The 18,245-nt window shown below is 56.2% G+C and carries 16 protein-coding genes; 5 read left to right on the forward strand and 11 right to left on the reverse strand.

Annotated elements, in window-relative coordinates; genetic code table 11:
- Positions 1-113: 113 nt before the first annotated feature.
- The 5 genes from PUV47_RS12270 to topA form a co-directional block, all read right to left on the reverse strand.
- Complete coding sequence (locus PUV47_RS12270) at positions 114-1,292, reverse strand: MFS transporter (RefSeq protein ID WP_274218846.1); 1,179 nt, start codon at positions 1,290-1,292, stop codon at positions 114-116.
- A gap of 207 nt (positions 1,293-1,499) precedes the next feature.
- Positions 1,500-2,246, reverse strand: a complete 747-nt coding sequence (locus PUV47_RS12275; RefSeq protein WP_274218847.1) for an NUDIX hydrolase — start codon at positions 2,244-2,246, stop codon at positions 1,500-1,502.
- A 6-nt stretch (positions 2,247-2,252) separates the two neighbouring features.
- Positions 2,253-2,699 (reverse strand): DUF983 domain-containing protein, encoded by a 447-nt coding sequence (locus tag PUV47_RS12280; RefSeq protein WP_274218848.1) that lies wholly within the window; start codon positions 2,697-2,699, stop codon positions 2,253-2,255.
- Between the two features lie 7 nt (positions 2,700-2,706).
- Positions 2,707-4,965 (reverse strand): ribonuclease R, encoded by a 2,259-nt coding sequence (rnr, locus tag PUV47_RS12285; RefSeq protein ID WP_274218893.1) that lies wholly within the window; start codon positions 4,963-4,965, stop codon positions 2,707-2,709.
- Between the two features lie 112 nt (positions 4,966-5,077).
- Positions 5,078-7,888: a type I DNA topoisomerase gene (topA, locus tag PUV47_RS12290; RefSeq protein WP_274218849.1), complete on the reverse strand. Its 2,811-nt coding sequence runs from the start codon at positions 7,886-7,888 to the stop codon at positions 5,078-5,080.
- A gap of 299 nt (positions 7,889-8,187) precedes the next feature.
- Here topA and PUV47_RS12295 point away from each other — a divergent pair, with 299 nt between their 5' ends.
- Entirely contained in the window at positions 8,188-8,403 is a 216-nt protein-coding gene (locus tag PUV47_RS12295) for a hypothetical protein (protein WP_274218850.1), read from the forward strand.
- 20 nt (positions 8,404-8,423) lie between these two features.
- Here PUV47_RS12295 and dprA read toward each other — a convergent pair whose 3' ends face one another.
- Genes dprA through PUV47_RS12315 form a run of 4 tightly spaced genes read right to left on the reverse strand, consistent with a single transcriptional unit; the run spans position 8,424 to position 12,477 of the window.
- Positions 8,424-9,560 carry a DNA-processing protein DprA gene (gene dprA, locus PUV47_RS12300; protein ID WP_274218851.1) on the reverse strand — a complete coding sequence of 379 codons (1,137 nt, stop codon included), beginning with the start codon at positions 9,558-9,560 and terminating at the stop codon, positions 8,424-8,426.
- A gap of 3 nt (positions 9,561-9,563) precedes the next feature.
- On the reverse strand, positions 9,564-10,181 hold the full coding sequence (gene plsY, locus PUV47_RS12305) for a glycerol-3-phosphate 1-O-acyltransferase PlsY (RefSeq protein WP_274218852.1): 618 nt from the start codon (positions 10,179-10,181) through the stop codon (positions 9,564-9,566).
- 24 nt (positions 10,182-10,205) lie between these two features.
- Complete coding sequence (locus PUV47_RS12310) at positions 10,206-11,510, reverse strand: dihydroorotase (protein WP_274218853.1); 1,305 nt, start codon at positions 11,508-11,510, stop codon at positions 10,206-10,208.
- 10 nt (positions 11,511-11,520) lie between these two features.
- The gene (locus tag PUV47_RS12315; protein WP_274218854.1) at positions 11,521-12,477 is read right to left on the reverse strand and encodes an aspartate carbamoyltransferase catalytic subunit; all 957 of its coding nucleotides are present in this window, start codon (positions 12,475-12,477) and stop codon (positions 11,521-11,523) included.
- 135 nt (positions 12,478-12,612) lie between these two features.
- On the opposite strand from PUV47_RS12315, the gene PUV47_RS12320 reads away from it, so the two are divergent.
- Entirely contained in the window at positions 12,613-14,268 is a 1,656-nt protein-coding gene (locus tag PUV47_RS12320; RefSeq protein ID WP_274218855.1) for an acyl-CoA dehydrogenase family protein, read from the forward strand.
- Between the two features lie 7 nt (positions 14,269-14,275).
- Here the strand turns inward: PUV47_RS12320 and PUV47_RS12325 are convergent, their stop codons facing one another.
- Both PUV47_RS12325 and ruvX read right to left on the reverse strand, forming a co-directional pair.
- Positions 14,276-15,202: an AEC family transporter gene (locus PUV47_RS12325; RefSeq protein WP_274218856.1), complete on the reverse strand. Its 927-nt coding sequence runs from the start codon at positions 15,200-15,202 to the stop codon at positions 14,276-14,278.
- Between the two features lie 46 nt (positions 15,203-15,248).
- Entirely contained in the window at positions 15,249-15,743 is a 495-nt protein-coding gene (ruvX, locus tag PUV47_RS12330; RefSeq protein ID WP_274218857.1) for a Holliday junction resolvase RuvX, read from the reverse strand.
- Positions 15,744-15,895: 152 nt separating this feature from the next.
- Here ruvX and ung point away from each other — a divergent pair, with 152 nt between their 5' ends.
- The 3 genes from ung (at position 15,896) to PUV47_RS12345 (ending at position 18,211) form a co-directional block, all read left to right on the forward strand.
- A complete protein-coding gene (gene ung / locus PUV47_RS12335) occupies positions 15,896-16,600 on the forward strand; it encodes a uracil-DNA glycosylase (RefSeq protein WP_274218858.1) in 705 nt (234 codons plus the stop codon).
- 47 nt (positions 16,601-16,647) lie between these two features.
- The gene (locus PUV47_RS12340) at positions 16,648-17,364 is read left to right on the forward strand and encodes a metal-dependent hydrolase (protein WP_274218859.1); all 717 of its coding nucleotides are present in this window, start codon (positions 16,648-16,650) and stop codon (positions 17,362-17,364) included.
- A gap of 190 nt (positions 17,365-17,554) precedes the next feature.
- A complete protein-coding gene (locus PUV47_RS12345) occupies positions 17,555-18,211 on the forward strand; it encodes a hypothetical protein (protein ID WP_274218860.1) in 657 nt (218 codons plus the stop codon).
- The last annotated feature ends 34 nt before the right edge of the window (positions 18,212-18,245 follow it).

An 18,245-nucleotide genomic window follows, 5' to 3' on the forward strand; every position in this document is an offset into this window, starting at 1 on the left:
GTCATGCTCGTCATGCCCGCTGCGGATCATTTCCGTCGGGCGCGTGTGCGAGCGAAACAGAGGAAATTCAGCGCGCACACTACTGATTAGCGGCTTAAAGTCAAGATCTGTTGTTAAGAGAGCCGTAAACAAATTGTCCTTATGAGGCAAACTAAAACGTACGCTCCCAGGAGAGTTGCGAACACGATAGGCAAGCCATTGCTATCTAGGGCCTTCATGGCGTACCCGGTTGTGGCTGGTCCTACAAGCATTCCAAGGGAATACATCATCACGAAGGCCGCATTTGCAGAGGCCAGATTGGCCCCTGAAAACCGGGCGCCAAGGTGAGTCAACCCAATGGTGTAGAGCCCCGCGATAATTCCTCCCCAAAAAAACATCAGTGGAAACAAGAGGTAAGGGGAACTTGAGGCGGGAATCATCAGGGCCGCGCCACCGCTGCCCAGGATGGCACAGACCAGCAGTATCATGCGCCGATCGAGTTTGTCCGCCAACATGCCGATTGGTATCTGCAAAAGCAGATTTCCGGCCGTCATGGCTGTGACAAGAAGCGCGGCTGTTGCGGTAACATATCCAATGCCGATGCCATAAAGCGGCAGCAGAGAAAGCGCGCTCGACTCAATTGCTCCGAAGAAGAATCCGGCAAGGGTTGCGATGGGGGCAACCAGCAGGAAAGAGAGAAACTTGGTTGTGGCCTTCTCTTCAAGGTCTGGTCTGGCTCTGAAGCCGTACATGATCGGGAAGGCAGCCAAAAGGATCAATACGGCGGACACGAAAAATGGTGCTGGCCCTGTTGTGCCCACTGTAGCCAAGATGATGGGTCCCGTTGCAAAGCCCGCTGACAGCACCGTTGCATAGATTCCCATGATCAAGCCACGGCGTTCGCTGGGGGCAAGGGCATTGATCCAGAACTCAGAGAGCACGAAGGCCACGCAGACTGCGCCGTGAAACAAAATACGTAATGGGAACCACATCCACAGTTCTTGCGCAAAGAAGAACAGCGGAAGGGCGAGGCCGGAGACAACCACGGCACCCAGCAAGGCGAGTGGCGTTCCAAAGCGGCGGGCGATGGGCGTACAGAGCGGTGTGGCCGCAATGGCAGCCACACCAGCGAAGGCGGTGTTCAGGCCGATCATGCCCTCTGAAATGCCGCGTTCACTTAGTGTGAGGGCAAGAAGGGGCAGGCTGGCGGAGAGTGCAAGACCGACGGCGGTGATCGCGCCGATGGCGGCAACGATGCCGCGTCGTTGTCTTGGGTCAAACAGAACGCCGCCGCGTGCGGTGGGGGAGTGCATAGCAGTTTGCCTGTTCAGTAATGGGGTGAGGCTTAAGTTCTTTTTGGGTTCAAAGTTACTCAAACATTTGAACGTTCGTTCAGGATTTAGCCCATGTGTGTCGGTGAGCACAATACGGAATAGGGATGAGGCGCAAAAAAAAAGCGCCGCAGAGGCTGCGACGCATCAACACAGTGTTTTGCAAATACTACCAGTACACGCGTGTTTCTAGAGTTCTTCTCGAACAAACCCTTCAGGTGTCCAGTAGTAGTAAGGAACCGGATAATCTGGCTCCAGCTTCGGATCTTCCGCGAGGCGGTTCTGCAGCTCTTCAATAACGGCCAAAGTTATTGGCGGTAGCTCCAACTGCTTGCTCTCCTCCAAAGAAAGCCATTGAAGCTCTTCCAGCTCGCCCGATGGCCCTGTTCCTTCTGGGAGCCTGTCGGCGATCTGATCTGACCAGACGGCGAGAAAGCGCGTGTCGTAACGCCGTGGACGTCCAGGAGGCGTGATGGCGCGTGCAACGAAGCGCATCGGGCTCAGGTCCGGCATGACGAACCGGTTGTCAAAGGCTTCAAAACCATGGCCGCAGGGTTCTGTATCGTTGTGGTCCAGACGACCGATGAACAGGCCTGCTTCTTCATAGGTTTCGCGCACAGCGGCAATGGCGAAGGCGCGAGTGTAGTCCTCTTCTTCTTCGCCCTTCAGATCCCTGGTAAGCTTTGACTGCACAGTGGGATCATAGTCCGCGGCAAAACGAACGCCGACGTCTTCCGGATCGACGCGCCCACCTGGAAACACAAACATGCCGGGCATGAACTTGTGGCGCATGTGGCGCCGGCCCATGAGAACATGAGGGTCACCGTCAGCCTTGCGCTCCAGAATAAGAAGCGTTGCCGCATCTTTTGGTACCAGCGGCTCTCCATCAAGAATGCGATCAACGCGTTGAAGGCGGTCGAGTATTTCCTGGCTCATGGTGCGCTAGGCCTGACTGACGGAGTGAAAGGTGTTGTCACCGGTTTCCTCCTCATCCTCTGACTTTAGATCAAAGCCGTGCATGCGCAGCGCCCATTGCAGGCCCACAAGACTGCCTTTTATGGGCGGCAGCATGGCGAGCGACATAACCACCGTCAGCGGCAGCCACAGGGCCATATGAAGCCATAGGGGAGGAAAGAAGGCCATCTCCACTGCAAGGCACAGAGCCACAACGATGTGACCGACAATGAAGATGGTAAAGTACGGAGGGGCGTCGTCGGCGCGGTGGTGGTGTAGTTCTTCACCGCACGCATCGCAGCTTTGTTTGACCTTCAAGAAGCTTTCAAACATCTTGCCGTTGCCGCAGGAGGGGCACTTCAGCAGCCCTCCCTTGGCCATAGCGGAAGCCACGTCACGTTTTGGGGGAGGGCTGATGCTTTCCTGCAAACTCATTCGTGTTTCACCGTTTCTTTCGAGACTTCGACTTTCTCAATCCCGCTGGCTTGCCTGTTCGTTGCGACCAGTTCTTCTTTTTTGTGGTCGGCTTGCGTCGACCCATATCTGAGGAAATCTTACCTGGGCTCAAAATCTCGAACCGCAAGGCGCCTGCGAATGGAGCTGCTTCTGCCAAACGAACTTCAACCGTATCTCCCAGTTGGAAGGTTTCACGGGTGGCTCTGCCAATCAGTGCATGGGCCGCTTCTTCATAGGCGTAGTAATCATTCCCAATAGTAGAAGCAGGTACAAAACCATCTGCGCCGCTATCTTGCAAGCGTACAAAAAGTCCCGATTTGGTGACGCCGGCGATTCTTCCGGTGAACTTGGCACCGACCTGGTCTGCCAGCCAGAGGGCGATCAAGCGGTCAATGGTTTCCCTTTCCGCCAGCATTGCCCTTCTTTCTGCTGCGGAAATTTCCCCTGCGATCACCTCGAGTTTGTCCTCAAATCCGCTAGGTAAACCGTCCTTGCCGAGGTTTAGCGAGGCAATCAACGCCCTGTGGACAATCAGGTCGGCATAGCGGCGGATTGGGGAAGTGAAGTGGGCATAACGTCGCAGGTTAAGGCCAAAGTGACCAATGTTTTGCGGGTGATACTCGGCCTGCGCCTGAGAGCGCAGCACAACTTCGTTCACCAAAGGCGAGTTTGGCGTGTCTTTTACGCGGTCCAAGATGTTGTTGAACACGGAGGCGCGCAAACCACCCTGATGGGGCAGCTTGATGTTCATGGTCGACAGGAAGTCGCGCAGGTTTTCAAGCTTTTCCGGCGTAGACGCGTCATGGATGCGGTAGAGCAGTGCAGAATTCTTGGATTCCAGTGTTTCTGCCGCGGCCACGTTGGCCTGAATCATGAACTCTTCAATCAGTTTGTGGGCGTCAAGGCGCTCTGGCACCACCACGCGGTCCACTGTGCCATCTTCTTTCAGAAGAATCTTGCGTTCAGGCAAGTCAAGCTCGAGTGGGGCACGCTTGTCGCGGCCTTTCTTGAGAACCGCGTAGGCCTGCCAAAGAGGTTTCAGCACATCTTCCAGCAAGACCTCTGTCTTGTCGTCAGTTATGCCTTCAATGGCTTTTTGTGCCTGCTGGTAGGAGAGCTTGGCCGCAGAGCGCATGATCACACGGTGGAAGGTGTGCGAGATCTTTTGGCCCTCAGCATCAAACACCATGCGCGTCGCCATGGCAGGGCGTTCTTCCTTCTCGCGAAGGGAGCACAGGTTGTTTGAGATGCGCTCCGGCAGCATAGGGATGACCCGGTCCGGGAAATAGACCGAGTTGCCGCGCTTTTGCGCTTCGCGGTCCATGTCGGAGCCTGGTGTCACATACGCGGCCACGTCGGCAATAGCGACGTAAACCACAACGCCACCTTCGTTTTCCGGATCATCATCAGCCTGTGCGAACACCGCATCATCGTGGTCCTTCGCGTCCGCCGGGTCGATCGTGATCAGCGGAATGTCGCGCCAGTCTTCCCGGTTTTGCTGCTTGACCGGCTTGGCGCTCTCGGCTTCTGCCAGCACTTCATCCGGAAACACGTTCGGAATGTTCTGGCTGTAAAGCGCGATTTCGGAGACCGCGTGTTCGGAGTTCATGGAGCCGATGCGGTGTTCAACGCTGGCCCGAGCGATGCCGTAGCGCCCGACCTTGTGAACAGCAACGGAAACGAGATCGCCGTCTTCTGCTTCTTTCAGGTCCCGTGGATCAATATCCACTTCTTTGACACGCCGGTCTACTGGCTCCAGGTGGACCGCCTTGGTTGTCGGGTCGATGCGCAGGATGCCCAGTATGGTGCTTTCCTGCTTCTGCAACCTGCGGATTACACGGGCGCAATACGAGGCTTGCGGCCCCGGATCCTGTTCATTCAAACGCACAAGAGCACGGTCGCCCACCCCAACTTGAGGGCCGGACTTGCCACGACGCTGTTCCTGCAGGATCAGAATGTTGGGCGGGTTGCCATGTTCGGGATCCCAGTTCGTCGGGGTGCCCAGCAACTCGCCATCACGGGACCGGGTGTTGAGGTTCACCACCAAAACGGAGGGGAGGTCGCCGGGGCGGATCATGCGCTTCTTGCGCTTTTCGATCGACCCTTCTTCAGCGAGTTCCTTCAGCTGTTTCTTCAAATGGATGCGAGCTGCACCCACAATGCCGAAGTGGCGGGCGATTTCCCGCTTGCCGGCTTTGCCGGGGTTTTCTGCGATGAACGCAAGGATGTCATCGCGGGACGGCATTTCTGCCGGTCCCTTGTGCTTTTTTCCAGCGAGCTTGTGTCGGCTCAATTCTTTTCTTCCAGTACAGCAGAGCGCTGCGCTTGCGCCCTTTTTGCGGGCAGAGTGTACCGCCTTAACCGGAAGCCTTGTTGGCGTTTACGATTGAGACGGCCTGTTCAAATGTAATGTCGTCCGGTTTCACATCCTTGCCGAGGGAGATGAAAGTTTTATCCCACTTCAGGCGGATGCCGAGACGGCCGCTGTCACGAAGGCTCATGTCACCCCCATCAGGGTGTGCGCCCAACTCCTTCAGTACGCCCTTCGCAGCGCCTTCGGACTTGGAAGCGGAGGCCTTTTTAGCGGTGGTTTTCTTTGCGGCGGCTTTCTTGCCTTTGCCTTTTGATCCTGCCTTGGCATTCACCAGTTCAATGGCCTGCTCAAGCGTGACGTCCTCGGGCTTGGTGTCCTTCGGCAGTGTGGCGTTGGTCTTTTCCCATTTCACATAGGGACCATACCGGCCGGAGTAAACATTAATTGCGCCGCCATCCGGGTGATCACCCAGTTCCTTGAGCGGTTTTGCTGCAGCGCGGCGACCACCACCCTTGGCACGCTTCTCGGCGAGAAGTGTAACGGCGCGGTTGATGCCAACAGAGAACACCTCATCAGGTCCATCCAGATTGGCATAGGTCCCATCGTGCTGAACGAATGGGCCGAAGCGTCCAAGGCCTGCGGTAATCATCTTGCCGTCTTCAGGGTGCTCGCCCACTTCCCGTGGGAGGGAGAGCAACTGGAGCGCCTTTTCGAGATCCAGGCCCGCAGCAGACCAACCACGCGGCAGGGAGGAGCGCTTTGGCTTGGCCTCTTCACCCAGCTGCACATAAGGTCCGAAGCGACCAACGCGCAAGGAGACTTCAAGGCCGGTTTCCGGATCAACACCCAGAACCTTCGGGCCATCGGAAGCTGCGTCCCCATCGCCGTCACCGGAGTTGTTCAGCTGGCGGGTATAATCACAGTGTGGCGGATCCTCATCAGGAACCTTGCCGTCCTTCTTGTCCTTGTTGTAGTTGGAGCAACCAACAAAGGCACCAAAGCGGCTTACTTTCAAGGACAAGCGGCCGGTCTCACACTTTGGACACTGGCGTGGATCCGAACCATCTTCCTTGTCCGGGAAGACGTGGGCCCTCAGAATGTCATTGAGGGCGTCCAGCACTTCCGTGTTGGAGCGCTTGATAACCTCGTCACAGATTTCGTGGAATGGGTTCCAGAAGTCGCGCAAGACCTTTTTCCAATCCAAATCACCTGCGGAAATCTTGTCGAGCTGGTCTTCCAGCGACGCGGTGAAGTCATACTCCACATAACGCTCGAAGAAGCCTTCCAGGAACGCTGTAACCAGACGACCTTTATCCTGTGGGACCAGGCGCTTCTTTTCCTGAACCACGTAGCCGCGATCACGCAGGGTTTGCAGTGTGGCTGCATAGGTGGAAGGGCGGCCGATGCTGAGCTCTTCCATCTTCTTCACCAATGTCGCTTCCGTATAGCGTGGTGGCGGTTCAGTGAAGTGCTGATTGGCTTCAATGCCTGTGCGGCCAAGGACGTCGTCCTTGTTCATGGCTGGAAGGCGGCGTGAATCTTCGTCTTCCTCGTCATCGCGGCCCTCTTGATAGAGGGTCAGGAAGCCGTCAAAGCGCACAACGGATCCCGTGGCGCGCAAGGCCGCGGTCTTTGGGCCATTGATGGCTTCAATGTCTGCTGTGGTGCGTTCAAGCACTGCGCTTTCCATCTGACTGGCGATGGTGCGCTTCCAGATCAACTCGTAGAGCCGTGCTGCATCTGGATCAAGGAACTTGGCCATATCTCGCGGGTGCCGCGTCAGATCCGTTGGGCGGATCGCTTCGTGCGCTTCCTGCGCGTTCTTGGCCTTGGTGGAGTAGAAGCGAGGCTTTTCTGGGACGTAGTTGTCGCCAAACTGCTTGCCGATCACAGAGCGGGCGCTGTGGATGGCTTCCTGCGCAATCTGCACCCCGTCTGTACGCATGTAGGTGATAAGACCGGCAGTCTCGCCGCCGATGTTCACCCCTTCATAAAGACCCTGCGCCACCTGCATGGTGCGGGCAGCGGCAAAGCCGCACTTACGAGAAGCTTCCTGCTGAAGGGTCGATGTGGTGAATGGCGGGAACGGGTTGCGCTTTTGCGGCTTGGATTCAACGCTCATCACCTGGAAGCTCGCGCCTTCCAGCATGGTCTTGATGCTGGTGGCTTCCGCCTCGTTTCCAATGCTGAGCTTTTGAAGTTTCTTGCCGTCAAACGCAGTCAGGCGGGCCTGAACCGGATCTGCAGATGGGGTCTTCAGGTTGGCCAGCAGCGACCAGTATTCCTGACTGACAAAGTCTTCGATTTCGTTTTCACGCTGACAAACAAGGCGCAGGGCAACGGACTGCACGCGGCCTGCAGAGCGGGCTCCCGGCAGCTTGCGCCACAAGACAGGTGAGAGTGTGAAACCCACGAGGTAGTCGAGGGCACGGCGCGCCAGATAGGCGTCTACCAAAGGCTCGTCCAGCTCGCGCGGGTTCTGCATGGCTTCAAGGATCGCGTTTTTCGTGATCGCATTGAACACGACGCGCTCGACTTTCTTGTCCTTGAGGAGTTTTTTCTTCTTCAAAACCTCAAGCACGTGCCATGAAATTGCTTCCCCTTCGCGGTCGGGGTCGGTTGCGAGAATGAGGCGGTCGGCATCCTTCACCGCATTGGCAATATCGCTGAGGCGTTTTTGTGATTTGGAATCCACCGCCCATGACATGGCAAAGTCATCATCGGGGAGCACTGAACCATCTTTCGGGGGCAAATCACGCACGTGACCATAAGAGGCCAGTACCTTGTAATCCGACCCAAGGTATTTGTTGATGGTTTTGGCTTTCGCCGGCGATTCCACAATGACGATATTCATCTAAATCCAAACTCTCGCGACTTTTTCGCCTATGAATTGGTGCAGGGCACAGGATGCAAGTGAGTCGATCCGAGACAATCTCGGATACAGTCGCGGCTGTCAAATGGCCTTTTCAGCGCGCGAGGTCAAGAGTGGAAAAGCCATAGACCCTGATAAAGCACCCCTACGTAATTAGTGGTTTTGCACTTCCGCTCAAGATTGAAGAGTGTTATTTCCTTAGCGCAATCATGAATTGCATTTCACAAAACATAAGAGAAAACGTTTAGCTGGTACCATCCCAGCAATTGGAAAGGCGAAACATGAGTGAAGGCGCACCCCTCAATGCCGCAAGCAACGATGATCGTGTAGCAACTGCAACTTATTGTGAGAAGATGTGTCAGGAACTGGCCAAGATGGCTCGCTCTAATGACTTGAGTTTTCTTGCTTATCTTCTGTCCATGGCTGAAGAAGAAGCTCGTCAGGAGCGTCAGAAAGGCGCAGCACCTGAAACAGAGCTCAAGGTAGCCAACGGGTAGTTCGTCCTACCCAACGTTTCTTATGTGATGAGAGAAACCTTGTTTCCCCGGTGACGTTCCAAGCGTCCTGCTAATTCAAGCTCAAGCAGCATGACCTGAGCTGCTTGAGGGGATATATGCAAAAAACGGATTATTTCATCCACATCGCTTGGCGTCGGGCCGAGCGCATATAAAAGCCTTTGCCGATCATTCTCTGAAATTTCCTCAGTGTTATAGCCGGGATGTTCGGCACCTGCCGGTTCTTCAAAATTTTGGGAGAGCAGGCTTGCGCTGTTGGCTTCCAACACCTGAAGGGCATCGTCGGGCGTCATCATCAGGGCGGCCCCTTGCTGGATGAGCCGGTTTGCGCCTTCAGATCGCGGGTCAAGGGGAGAGCCGGGGACTGCTAGCACATCCCTGTTTTGTTCCAGAGCAAAGCGCGCCGTGTGCAGGCTGCCGGATCGGCTTGCCGCTTCAATCACCAGTACCCCTAGCGAGATACCTGAGATCAGTCTGTTGCGACGTGGGAACTCTCTGGCGCGGGGTTTGAGCCCAAATGGCATCTCCGTCACGACGCCGCCCGCATTTTGGTGGAAGGCTTCAACCAGAGCCTGGTTCTCACTCGGGTAGATCACGTTAATCCCACCTGCGAATACGGCCAGGGTGCCCAGTCGAAGGCTTGCCTTGTGCGCCGCGCTGTCGATGCCGCGCGCAAGGCCTGAGACGACAAGATAGCCGTTGCGCGATAGTTCTTCTGCAAAGGTCGCTGCGAGCTTTGCGCCTGCCATGGAGCAATTGCGCGCACCGATTATGGCGACAGCCTTTGAACCTGCGGTATCTGCGGGGCCAGCCATGGTAAGAAGCGGTGGGGGCGCTTCAATTTCGCGCAGGTTTGGCGGATAGGGCCGCTCTCCAAGGGCCACCATGGACGCGCCGTAGCGGCTCACAGCGTCAAGTTCGGCCTCCGCCTTGTCTGCGGGGCAGACCTTGTAGGAGGACCGTCCGCCGCGTCGTGACAGGTCGGGAAGAGCGGCGAGCGCATTTTCGGCAGAACCAAAGTGATTGAGCAAATCGCGGAAGGTCCGCGGTCCCACATTTTCAGAACGGATAAGCCTGAGCCAGGAGAGCCGCTGCGCGTCACTAAGTTCAACCGCGCGGCCCTTCGTGGCTGTTGGCATTTACTATCCCTTCGATCCGATTTTGCCTTCTGTGCCCTTAAGAAGACGAGAAATGTTCTCGTGATGTTTTAGCCAGAGCATGACACCAAGCAAACCCGTGATTTCTGCGAGTTGCCATTGGTCAAATACAACAAGAACAAACGGGATCAGAAGAGACGAAACCAGTGCTGACAGTGAAGAGTATTTGGTGATGAAGGCCACAAGCAACCAAATCACCATGAAGACCAGCGCGAAAGGCCAGTTCAGGCCGAGCAGAATGCCAATGTATGTTGCAACGCCTTTGCCGCCTTTGAACTTCAGCCAGACAGGAAACAGGTGACCGAGGAAGGCCCCAAGGCCCGCAATCATGGCGGCGTCATTGCCCAGCCAGATGTAGGCGATGACAACAGCAAGGGTGCCTTTGAGCGCATCACACAACAAGGTGAGGGCTGCGAGGCTCTTCTTGCCGGTGCGTAGCACATTGGTGGTGCCAATGTTGCCGGAGCCGATCTGGCGAATGTCGCCCAGACCGGCTGCCTTTGTGATCAGGAGACCGAATGGAATGGAGCCAAGAATGTACCCGATTGCCAGAGCAATCATGTAGTATGGCAGTGAGTAAGACCAGCTGATTGGATCTGGCACGTCTTCGGTCTCCGTTGTGGCGCGTTAAGCTGCAATATTATACAGAATGCGACCCGCCACCAGAGTTGTCAGAACACGGCCCTGCAACGTCTCGTCTTCAAACGGTGTGTTCTTGGAACGAGAGCGGATTTTTTCTTTCTCTACAATCCAAGGCCGTTCCGGATCGAACACGATCAGGTCGGCAGGGGCACCCTTCGACAGACGGCCAGCTTCGAGCCCAAGACGATCTGCTGGATTGCAGGTCATGGCCGCCAGAAGCTTCATGAGAGGCACATCGCCGCTATGGACGAGGCGCATTCCAGCTCCCAGCATGGTTTCAAGCCCTAGCGCACCGTCTTCAGATTCGGCAAACGGATGACGCTTGGTTTCCACATCCTGCGGGTTGTGGTCTGACATAATGATGTCAATGGTGCCATCAGCCAGAGCTTTCACCATTTCCAGTCGGTCATCTTCCGTGCGCAGGGGCGGCGACATCTTGTGGAACGTGCGGTAGTTCGCAATGTCGTTTTCATTGAGCGTCAGATGATTGATGGAAATGCCAGCCGTTACATTCAGGCCGTCATTCTTGGCGATCTGAATGGCGCGTGCACTTTGCGGACAGGAGATAAGACGGGCGTGATACTTGCCCTTGGTCATGGCGACCAGTCGCATGTCCCGCTCAATGGCGATGAACTCCGCTTCACGCGGCACGCCGCCCAAACCCAGCCACGTGGCACGCAGGCCCGAGTTCATGACGCCTGAGCCTGCCAGATCCTTGTCCTTGGCCTGATGCACCACAAGGGCATCAAAGTCGCGGGCATAGGTGAGAATGCGCGCGAACACCTGCGAGTTGGAGACTGGAATGGTGGCGTTGGTAAAGGCAACGGCACCTGCTTCCTTCAGCAGGCCAAGCTCACTCATTTCCCTGCCTTCAAGGGCTTTGGTCAGCGCTGCCATCGGATGGACATTCACGATGGCGGTGTGGCGGGCGCGGCGCAGGATGAAGTCTACCAGCGCCGGGTCATCAATGATGGGATCACAGTCCGGGCTGGTGATCATGGTGGTCACGCCACCAGCAGCGGCTGCTTGGCTTGCGCTTTCAAGGGTTTCCCGGTGCTCTGCTCCCGGTTCGCCCACAGTAACGCCCATGTCGATGAGGCCCGGAGCGACAATGGCGCCGCCGCAGTCCATCTTCACCGCACCTTCAGGTGCGCCTTGGTTGTTTGCTGCAGCGCCTACTGCAACAATCTTGCCGTCCTGCACGAGTACGGAACCGGCTTCATCCAGTCCCAAGGCAGGATCAATCACCCGCGCGTTGGTCAGAACGAGCGGATTGTTCTTTTCAGCCATGCTCAGCTCCTCACTTGGTCGGCAGGTGTGTCGCCAGGGCTTCAAGTACCGCCATGCGGATGGCAACGCCCATTTCGACCTGTTCTTTAATCAGGCTCTGAGGCCCGTCCGCAACTTCTGCTGCAATCTCAACACCACGGTTCATGGGGCCGGGATGCATGACAAGGGCATCTGGCTTGGCAAAGCTCAGCTTTTCCTTGTCGAGGCCGTGATATTTAAAATACTCACGGACCGATGGCACAAACGCACCGCTCATGCGTTCTCTCTGGAGGCGCAGCATCATGACGATGTCACAGCCTTCAAGGCCTTTGCGCATGTCGGTGAAGACTTCAACGCCCATGTTATGGATACCGGAGGGCAGGAGGGTTGATGGTGCTACGACGCGCACTCGCGCACCCAGTGCATTGAGAAGAATGATGTTGGAGCGAGCAACTCGGGAGTGACGAATGTCGCCGCAGATGGCAACAGTCAATCCGCCAATATCGCCTTTGTGGCGACGGATGGTCAGCGCATCCAGAAGTGCCTGGGTTGGATGCTCATGTTGGCCATCGCCCGCATTGACCACCGAGCAGCCAACCTTGCGGGCCAGCAGCTGCACCGCCCCGGCAGACTGGTGTCGCACCACCAGAAGGTCCGGGCGCATGGCATGAAGGGTGGCGGCTGTGTCGATCAGCGTCTCGCCTTTTTTGACAGAGGACGTTGCGACAGACATATTCATCACATCCGCGCCGAGGCGTTTTCCTGCGATTTCGAAGGAAGCCTGGGTGCGAGTGGATGCCTCGAAGAAGAGGTTGATTTGTGTCCGGCCACGCAGGACCGCCTTCTGCTTCTCTACCTGTCTAGAGACTTCAACTGCTTCGTCTGCAAGATCTAAAAGATGGAGAATTTCCGGCGGTTGCAACCCCTCGATGCCGAGGAGGTGCCGGTGAGGAAAGGATGTGGATCGATGTGCTGTGTGTGTAGTCATCGAAGACACCCCTATATGCTCATGGAGGTCAACCGTAAAGAGGCAATACCGCTAGTATATTTTTGCAGTTGCAGGTAAAGGTTGTGATGTCGTTGATTAACCAGCGGAAACTTTGCAGGGAGGAGGGCCGGTATTATGCCAAAGACTAATAGCAATGGGGCTGGACAACCGGTTTTGAACCAAGCCCCTCCTTACTTCGGCTACAATCTTTGCGAGAGCGATCCGCTTGTTTTCTCTTCTCTGGGACACGCGCCGGATTCTGATTCCGTTCGCACCGATCTCATCAAGATGGGCGCGCAATGCGGCGCGGCTGATGCGCTGGATCTGGGGCGCATGGCCAATGTCCACAAACCAGAGCTCAAGACCCATGATGCCTATGGACGCCGGTTGGATATCGTCGAGTTTCACCCGTCCTATCACGCATTGATGCGGCGCTCGTTTGCAGCAGGCTTGCATTGTGCGTCCGTTGACGCGCTCCAGCCGGGGGCAAAAAACGCTCACTTCAATCGGGCGCGGCGATACTACATGATGTCTCAGGTGGAAATGGGGCACCTGTGTCCGATCACCATGACCAATGCGGCCGGGATGGCGTTGCAACACAATCCTGAGATCGCCGAGAAATGGCAGAGTTTGATTGCCTCGCGGACCTATGACCAGAGGTTCCGCGCCGCCTCCCAAAAAAACAGCGTCAGCCTCGGAATGGGGCTGACCGAAAAACAAGGTGGGACAGATCTCCGCCAGATCGTCACCACGGCGGAAAGGGTTGGTGAGGGGGAATACCTCATAAACGGCCACAAGTGGTTTTTTTCTGCCCCCATGTCTGATGCCTTTCTGGTGCTGGCGCGCACAGAGGCAGGGCCAAGTTGTTTCCTCGTTCCGCGGGTTCTGGAGGGCGGCAGTGTCAACGGCCTGAACCTCATTCGCCTGAAAAACAAGATGGGAAATCTGTCAAATGCCTCCTCTGAGGTGGAGTTTGAAGATGCGCATGGTTTCCTGCTGGGTGAGGAAGGGCAGGGCATCAAGACCATTCTGTCCATGGTGAATCCGACACGTTTAGATTGTGCCTTGGGGTCTGCTGGTGTGATGCGCGGTGCAGTGGCGCGGGCGGTGCATCACACGCGGCATCGGCAGGCCTTTGGAAAGGCGCTGTTTGATCAGCCGGTCATGAACCGTGTTCTGGCAGATATGGCACTGGATGTAGCCGCCGCTTCTGCGCTTGCCTTCCGGCTTGCTCGCGCCTTTGATGCGGCCCCGGAAAACGAGTTGGAGCGTGACTACCTGCGCGTCATCACACCGGTGGCAAAGTACTGGGTCTGCAAGACAGCAAATGTGGTCACCGGCGAGGCGATGGAATGCCTAGGCGGAAATGGTTATGTGGAGGAGCATGATCTGGCGCGGTTCTATCGCGAAGCACCTGTGAACAGCATCTGGGAAGGTTCAGGCAATGTGATGGCCCTCGACCTGATGCGTGTCATGACCAAGAATTCTAGCGGGTTCCTGGCTGTTCTGGATCATCTGGAAGGGCGGCTTGGTCAGGCAGGAAAGGTATCTGTTGAGGTGCTTCAGGCTGCCGCTCGCACGTGCATTGACGATCCGGGCAGTGCCCGCATTCTTACCGAGCAGCTGGCACTTACGGCCGCCGCCGCCGCGCTGCGAGAAGCGGCCCCCAGTTTCATCTCCGATGCCTTTATGGACAGCCGTCTTGCCGGACAATGGCGCTCCAGCTATGGGATGCTTGATGCGCGCCACGACGCGCGCAGCATCGTGGACTGGCTCTACGTGGTCGCCTGACCAGGGCTCAAACCAACAACAAGAGCCACAGCGGAACAGTGACGGCTGAGGCAAGGGTTTGAAGGGCCAGTAGTTCTGCCATCAACGTGGCATCGCCTCCCATTTGGCGCGCGAGCACATAGCTTGCCGCCGCCGTTGGGACCGCGAATGCAATCACAAGTGCTATGGTCGCACTGGATCCAAGGCCCAGTAGGGTTGCAACGGCAAGTGCGATAGCAGGCGCGACGACAAGGCGTAATAGGCAGCCAATGAGAAGACGTGGCCCCGGTTTGCGAAGGGACTTCATGTCAATTGCTGCGCCAACGCTCAAGATCGCCAGAGGCAGAGCGGCGCGGCCCAGAAACTCTGCATAGTCTTCGATAAAGCCGGGCAGGTCGAGGCCAGTAACGTTGACGATCAAACCCGCTCCAATGGAGATGATGAAGGGGTTTTTCACGATGCCCATCACCAGTGACTTGATGGAAAGAGCATTGGAGGAAGCGTAGAAGGTCATCATGGTGATGCTGAGCACGTTCATCACCGGAATAAGCAGCGCCATTGTGATGGCGATCAGCGTCCAGCCTTCATCCGCCAGAATATTGGATACAATGGCTAGTGCAATGAAGGCGTTCCACCGTGTTGTTCCTTGAAAGATGGAACTGAACGCAGGGCCGGATACCTCAAGCTGGTGCCTCAACAGCACGCCCGTGGGGACAAGAATGACACACAGCAGAGCCAGCGTGCCATAGAGGCCGATGGCATAGCTTCCAAGATCCAGGCTGGCGAAATCGGCATCCGACACGCTGGTAAAAAGCACCGCAGGAAACAGCAGCCAGTAGCACAGCGTTTCCATGGGCCGCCATCCATCTGCGCTGATCATCTTGTAGTTGGCAATGGCCCAACCGGTTGCGATCAGCATGAGGACTGGCGTTAAGGCCATGAGCACGGTGTGCATGGAGCTACTCGTTTTCGTTGATGCCGGATAACGGCGTCGTGGCGGGTCAGTCGAAGAAGCTTGTACCACCCAGCTGAAGGCGGTCGAGGAGCCCCTGCAGAATGTAACTTGCGGCCATCTTGTCGACCAGCTCGGCACGTCGGGCGCGGGAGCGATCGGCGTCGATAAGGGTGCGTGTGACAGCTGCCGTTGATAGGCGCTCATCCCAGAACGCCATGGGCAGTTCGGTGCGCTGGGCCAGATTGCGGGCAAACGCCTTGGTGGACTGTACGCGAGGGCCCTCTGTGCCGTCCATGTTGAGCGGGAGGCCCAGAACCAGGCCAATCACTTCATGGATTTGGCACAGTTCCAACAGGCGGTCTGTGTCTAGCGTGAATTTTTTGCGCTTGATGGTTTCAAGGGGCGTGGCAATCTTGCGGCCGATGTCGGACATGGCAAGGCCGATGGTTTTCGTGCCCAGATCAAGCCCGATCAGGCGACCTTGGGGAGGGAGAACCTCTTGAAACTCTTCAAGGGAAAGAACTGGTGTATTCGTGCTCATTTGCGCGCTGTAGCACGGTTCTTGCGCAATTGCCACGCTTCAGATGAACAGATTTAAAGTGGAAACCTCATGTGTTTCGGGCAAACCCTCTGGCGTCCTTGCCGTGGGCGTGGTCTCAAGCAGTCTGGTAGTGCAAAGCTTGGAGGCGTGGCATGGGCCCGTTGGATCTGGAACCGGAATGGCGCAACATCTTGGCGGCTGAGTTCGAGCAGCCCTATTTCAAGAAGCTGGCAGCTTTCCTGGAAGCTGAGGAGGCAGCGGGCAAGACCATCTACCCGCCCAAGCACACGCGTTTTGCAGCGTTCAATGCAACACCGTTCTCCAAGGTAAAGGTCGTGCTTGTGGGGCAGGACCCCTACCACGGGCCGGGGCAGGCCCATGGCTTGAGTTTCTCGGTCGAAAAGGGCGTCAGGTTTCCGCCCTCGTTGCGCAACATCTTCAAGGAGCTTGAGGCGGATGAGGGCATTCCGGTGCCTTCTCACGGTTGCTTGCAGGCTTGGGCGGAGCAGGGCGTACTGTTGCTCAACACCAGTTTGAGCGTTGAAGAAGGCAAGGCCGGTTCGCACGCCAAGAAGGGATGGGAGACCTTCACCAGCGCCGCGCTGAACGCGTTGGCAGTGCAGCGAGAGGGAATTGCCTATTTGCTATGGGGCGCGCACGCGCAAAAGAAGGCAAAGATGGTTGATCCAACCAAGAATCTGGTTCTGAAAGGTGCACATCCGTCGCCTTTGTCGGCCTATCGGGGCTTTTTCGGATCGAAACCCTTCTCCGCGATCAATGAGTACTTAAAGACAGAAAGCTCTTCAGGTATACGTTGGGACGTTGATCATGTTACGTCAACGGAAGATCGGCATTAGGCATCGTCGGGAGAGGCCTCCTTGGTGCGCGATTGGGAGAGCTAGGCATGAAGCTGACTTATTGGAGCCATTCGGCTTTTACTGTTGAAATTAAAGACGCAAAAATTCTCATTGATCCCTTTTTCACTGGCAATCCAACCTTTCCTGAGGATGCAACAGTCGCCTCGGTGAGTGAAAGGGTTACCCATGTGCTGCTCACCCATGGGCATGACGATCATGTGGGAGACGCCCTACATATCTTGAAAGAAACCGGCGCTCAGTTGACGTCGAACTTCGAAATCTGCATGTGGGCGCAGTCTAGGGGTATTGAGAACATCAATCCGATGGGTTCAGGTGGCTGTGTTGATGTGGGGCCTTTCAAGGTCGCACTCACCCAGGCGCAGCATTCCTCCTCCACCGCGCAGGCCGGAGACGGCCAGACCTACATGGGAAATCCCAATGGCATTGTGGTTATTGCGGAAGGTGAACCCACCCTGCTTCACATGGGGGATACGGATATCTTCAGCGACATGGCCTTGATCCATGAAATCTATCAGCCTGAGGTGGGGATCGTTCCAATCGGCGATCGCTTCACCATGGGCGCGGAAACGGCAGCCATGGCCTGCAAGCGCTATTTCAACTTCAAGACCATCGTGCCTTGTCACTACAAGACCTTCCCAATTCTTGATCAAAGTGCGGATCATTTCATTGAGACCATGGGCACCAACGGCTTCCGCATTGCCGACCTCAAGCCGGGTGAAACGGTTGAGATCGGCAAAGAGTAAACGCGCCTTTTTCGCATTGACGCCTTGCAAAGTCGCAGTCGAAAGCTGCGGCTTTTTTTGTTTGAGTTTGTGTTTGGGTGTCGCGAGCTGGCGTTTTTCTCGTTATGGGTGTGGTGAGTTCCCATCTACATGGCGCCCCGAAGGTGCTCGTTCTGATTGGGACGAGAAAGCGGTTTGAGTGAGGGTGCCAATGAGATTGAAGAGTTTGCTGATATGCGCCGGGTTTATTGCCTGCGGTTTGTTGCCCGGAACCAGCTTGTCGGCGGAGCGGCAAGACAAGGCACCAGATTTTATACAATCAATCCAGGTTTATGAGGCTGTCATCTCGTATCCGCCGCCGATGTGGATCAAGGCAGGGGAGCCTATTGGTCAAAGCGAGTACTTTCGTCACCAGAACGGCCCGGAATTCATCTTTGAGCAAATCCCCAAGGGGCAGAAGTTCGAAAGTTGGACGCAGCTTTATGCCGTGCGCGGCGACTACATCAAGCTGGATCAGGACGTTTCACTGGACGCCTATCTGTCCATGAGCTTGCAGCCTTTCTTAGATATCTGCGGACAGGAGAACACCACGGTTCAACGGATCTCGGAGAGCGGCAGCTCAGGCACGTTTCTGCTGGTTTGCCAGGATACGCCCCATGCTCCGAAGGGCGGTGTTTATGGCAAAGGCACGGGGGAAGTGGCCCTGTTTCATTTTGCCAAGGTCAACGACACTTTCGTGAAGGTCTATCACGAGTGGAGAGGCAAGAGTTTTCTAGTCCAGAACCCCGAAACATGGCCGGTCAAACAGAACGTATTGGTAAGCGCCATCGAGCGGTTCCAACGTATCTCTGTGTTTGCCGCCAATTAGTCGGGCGAGTGCAGCAGTCATCTGAGCTTGAAAA

It is taken from the genome of Pseudovibrio exalbescens, from assembly GCF_028737195.1.
Classification (GTDB): domain Bacteria; phylum Pseudomonadota; class Alphaproteobacteria; order Rhizobiales; family Stappiaceae; genus Pseudovibrio; species Pseudovibrio zosterae.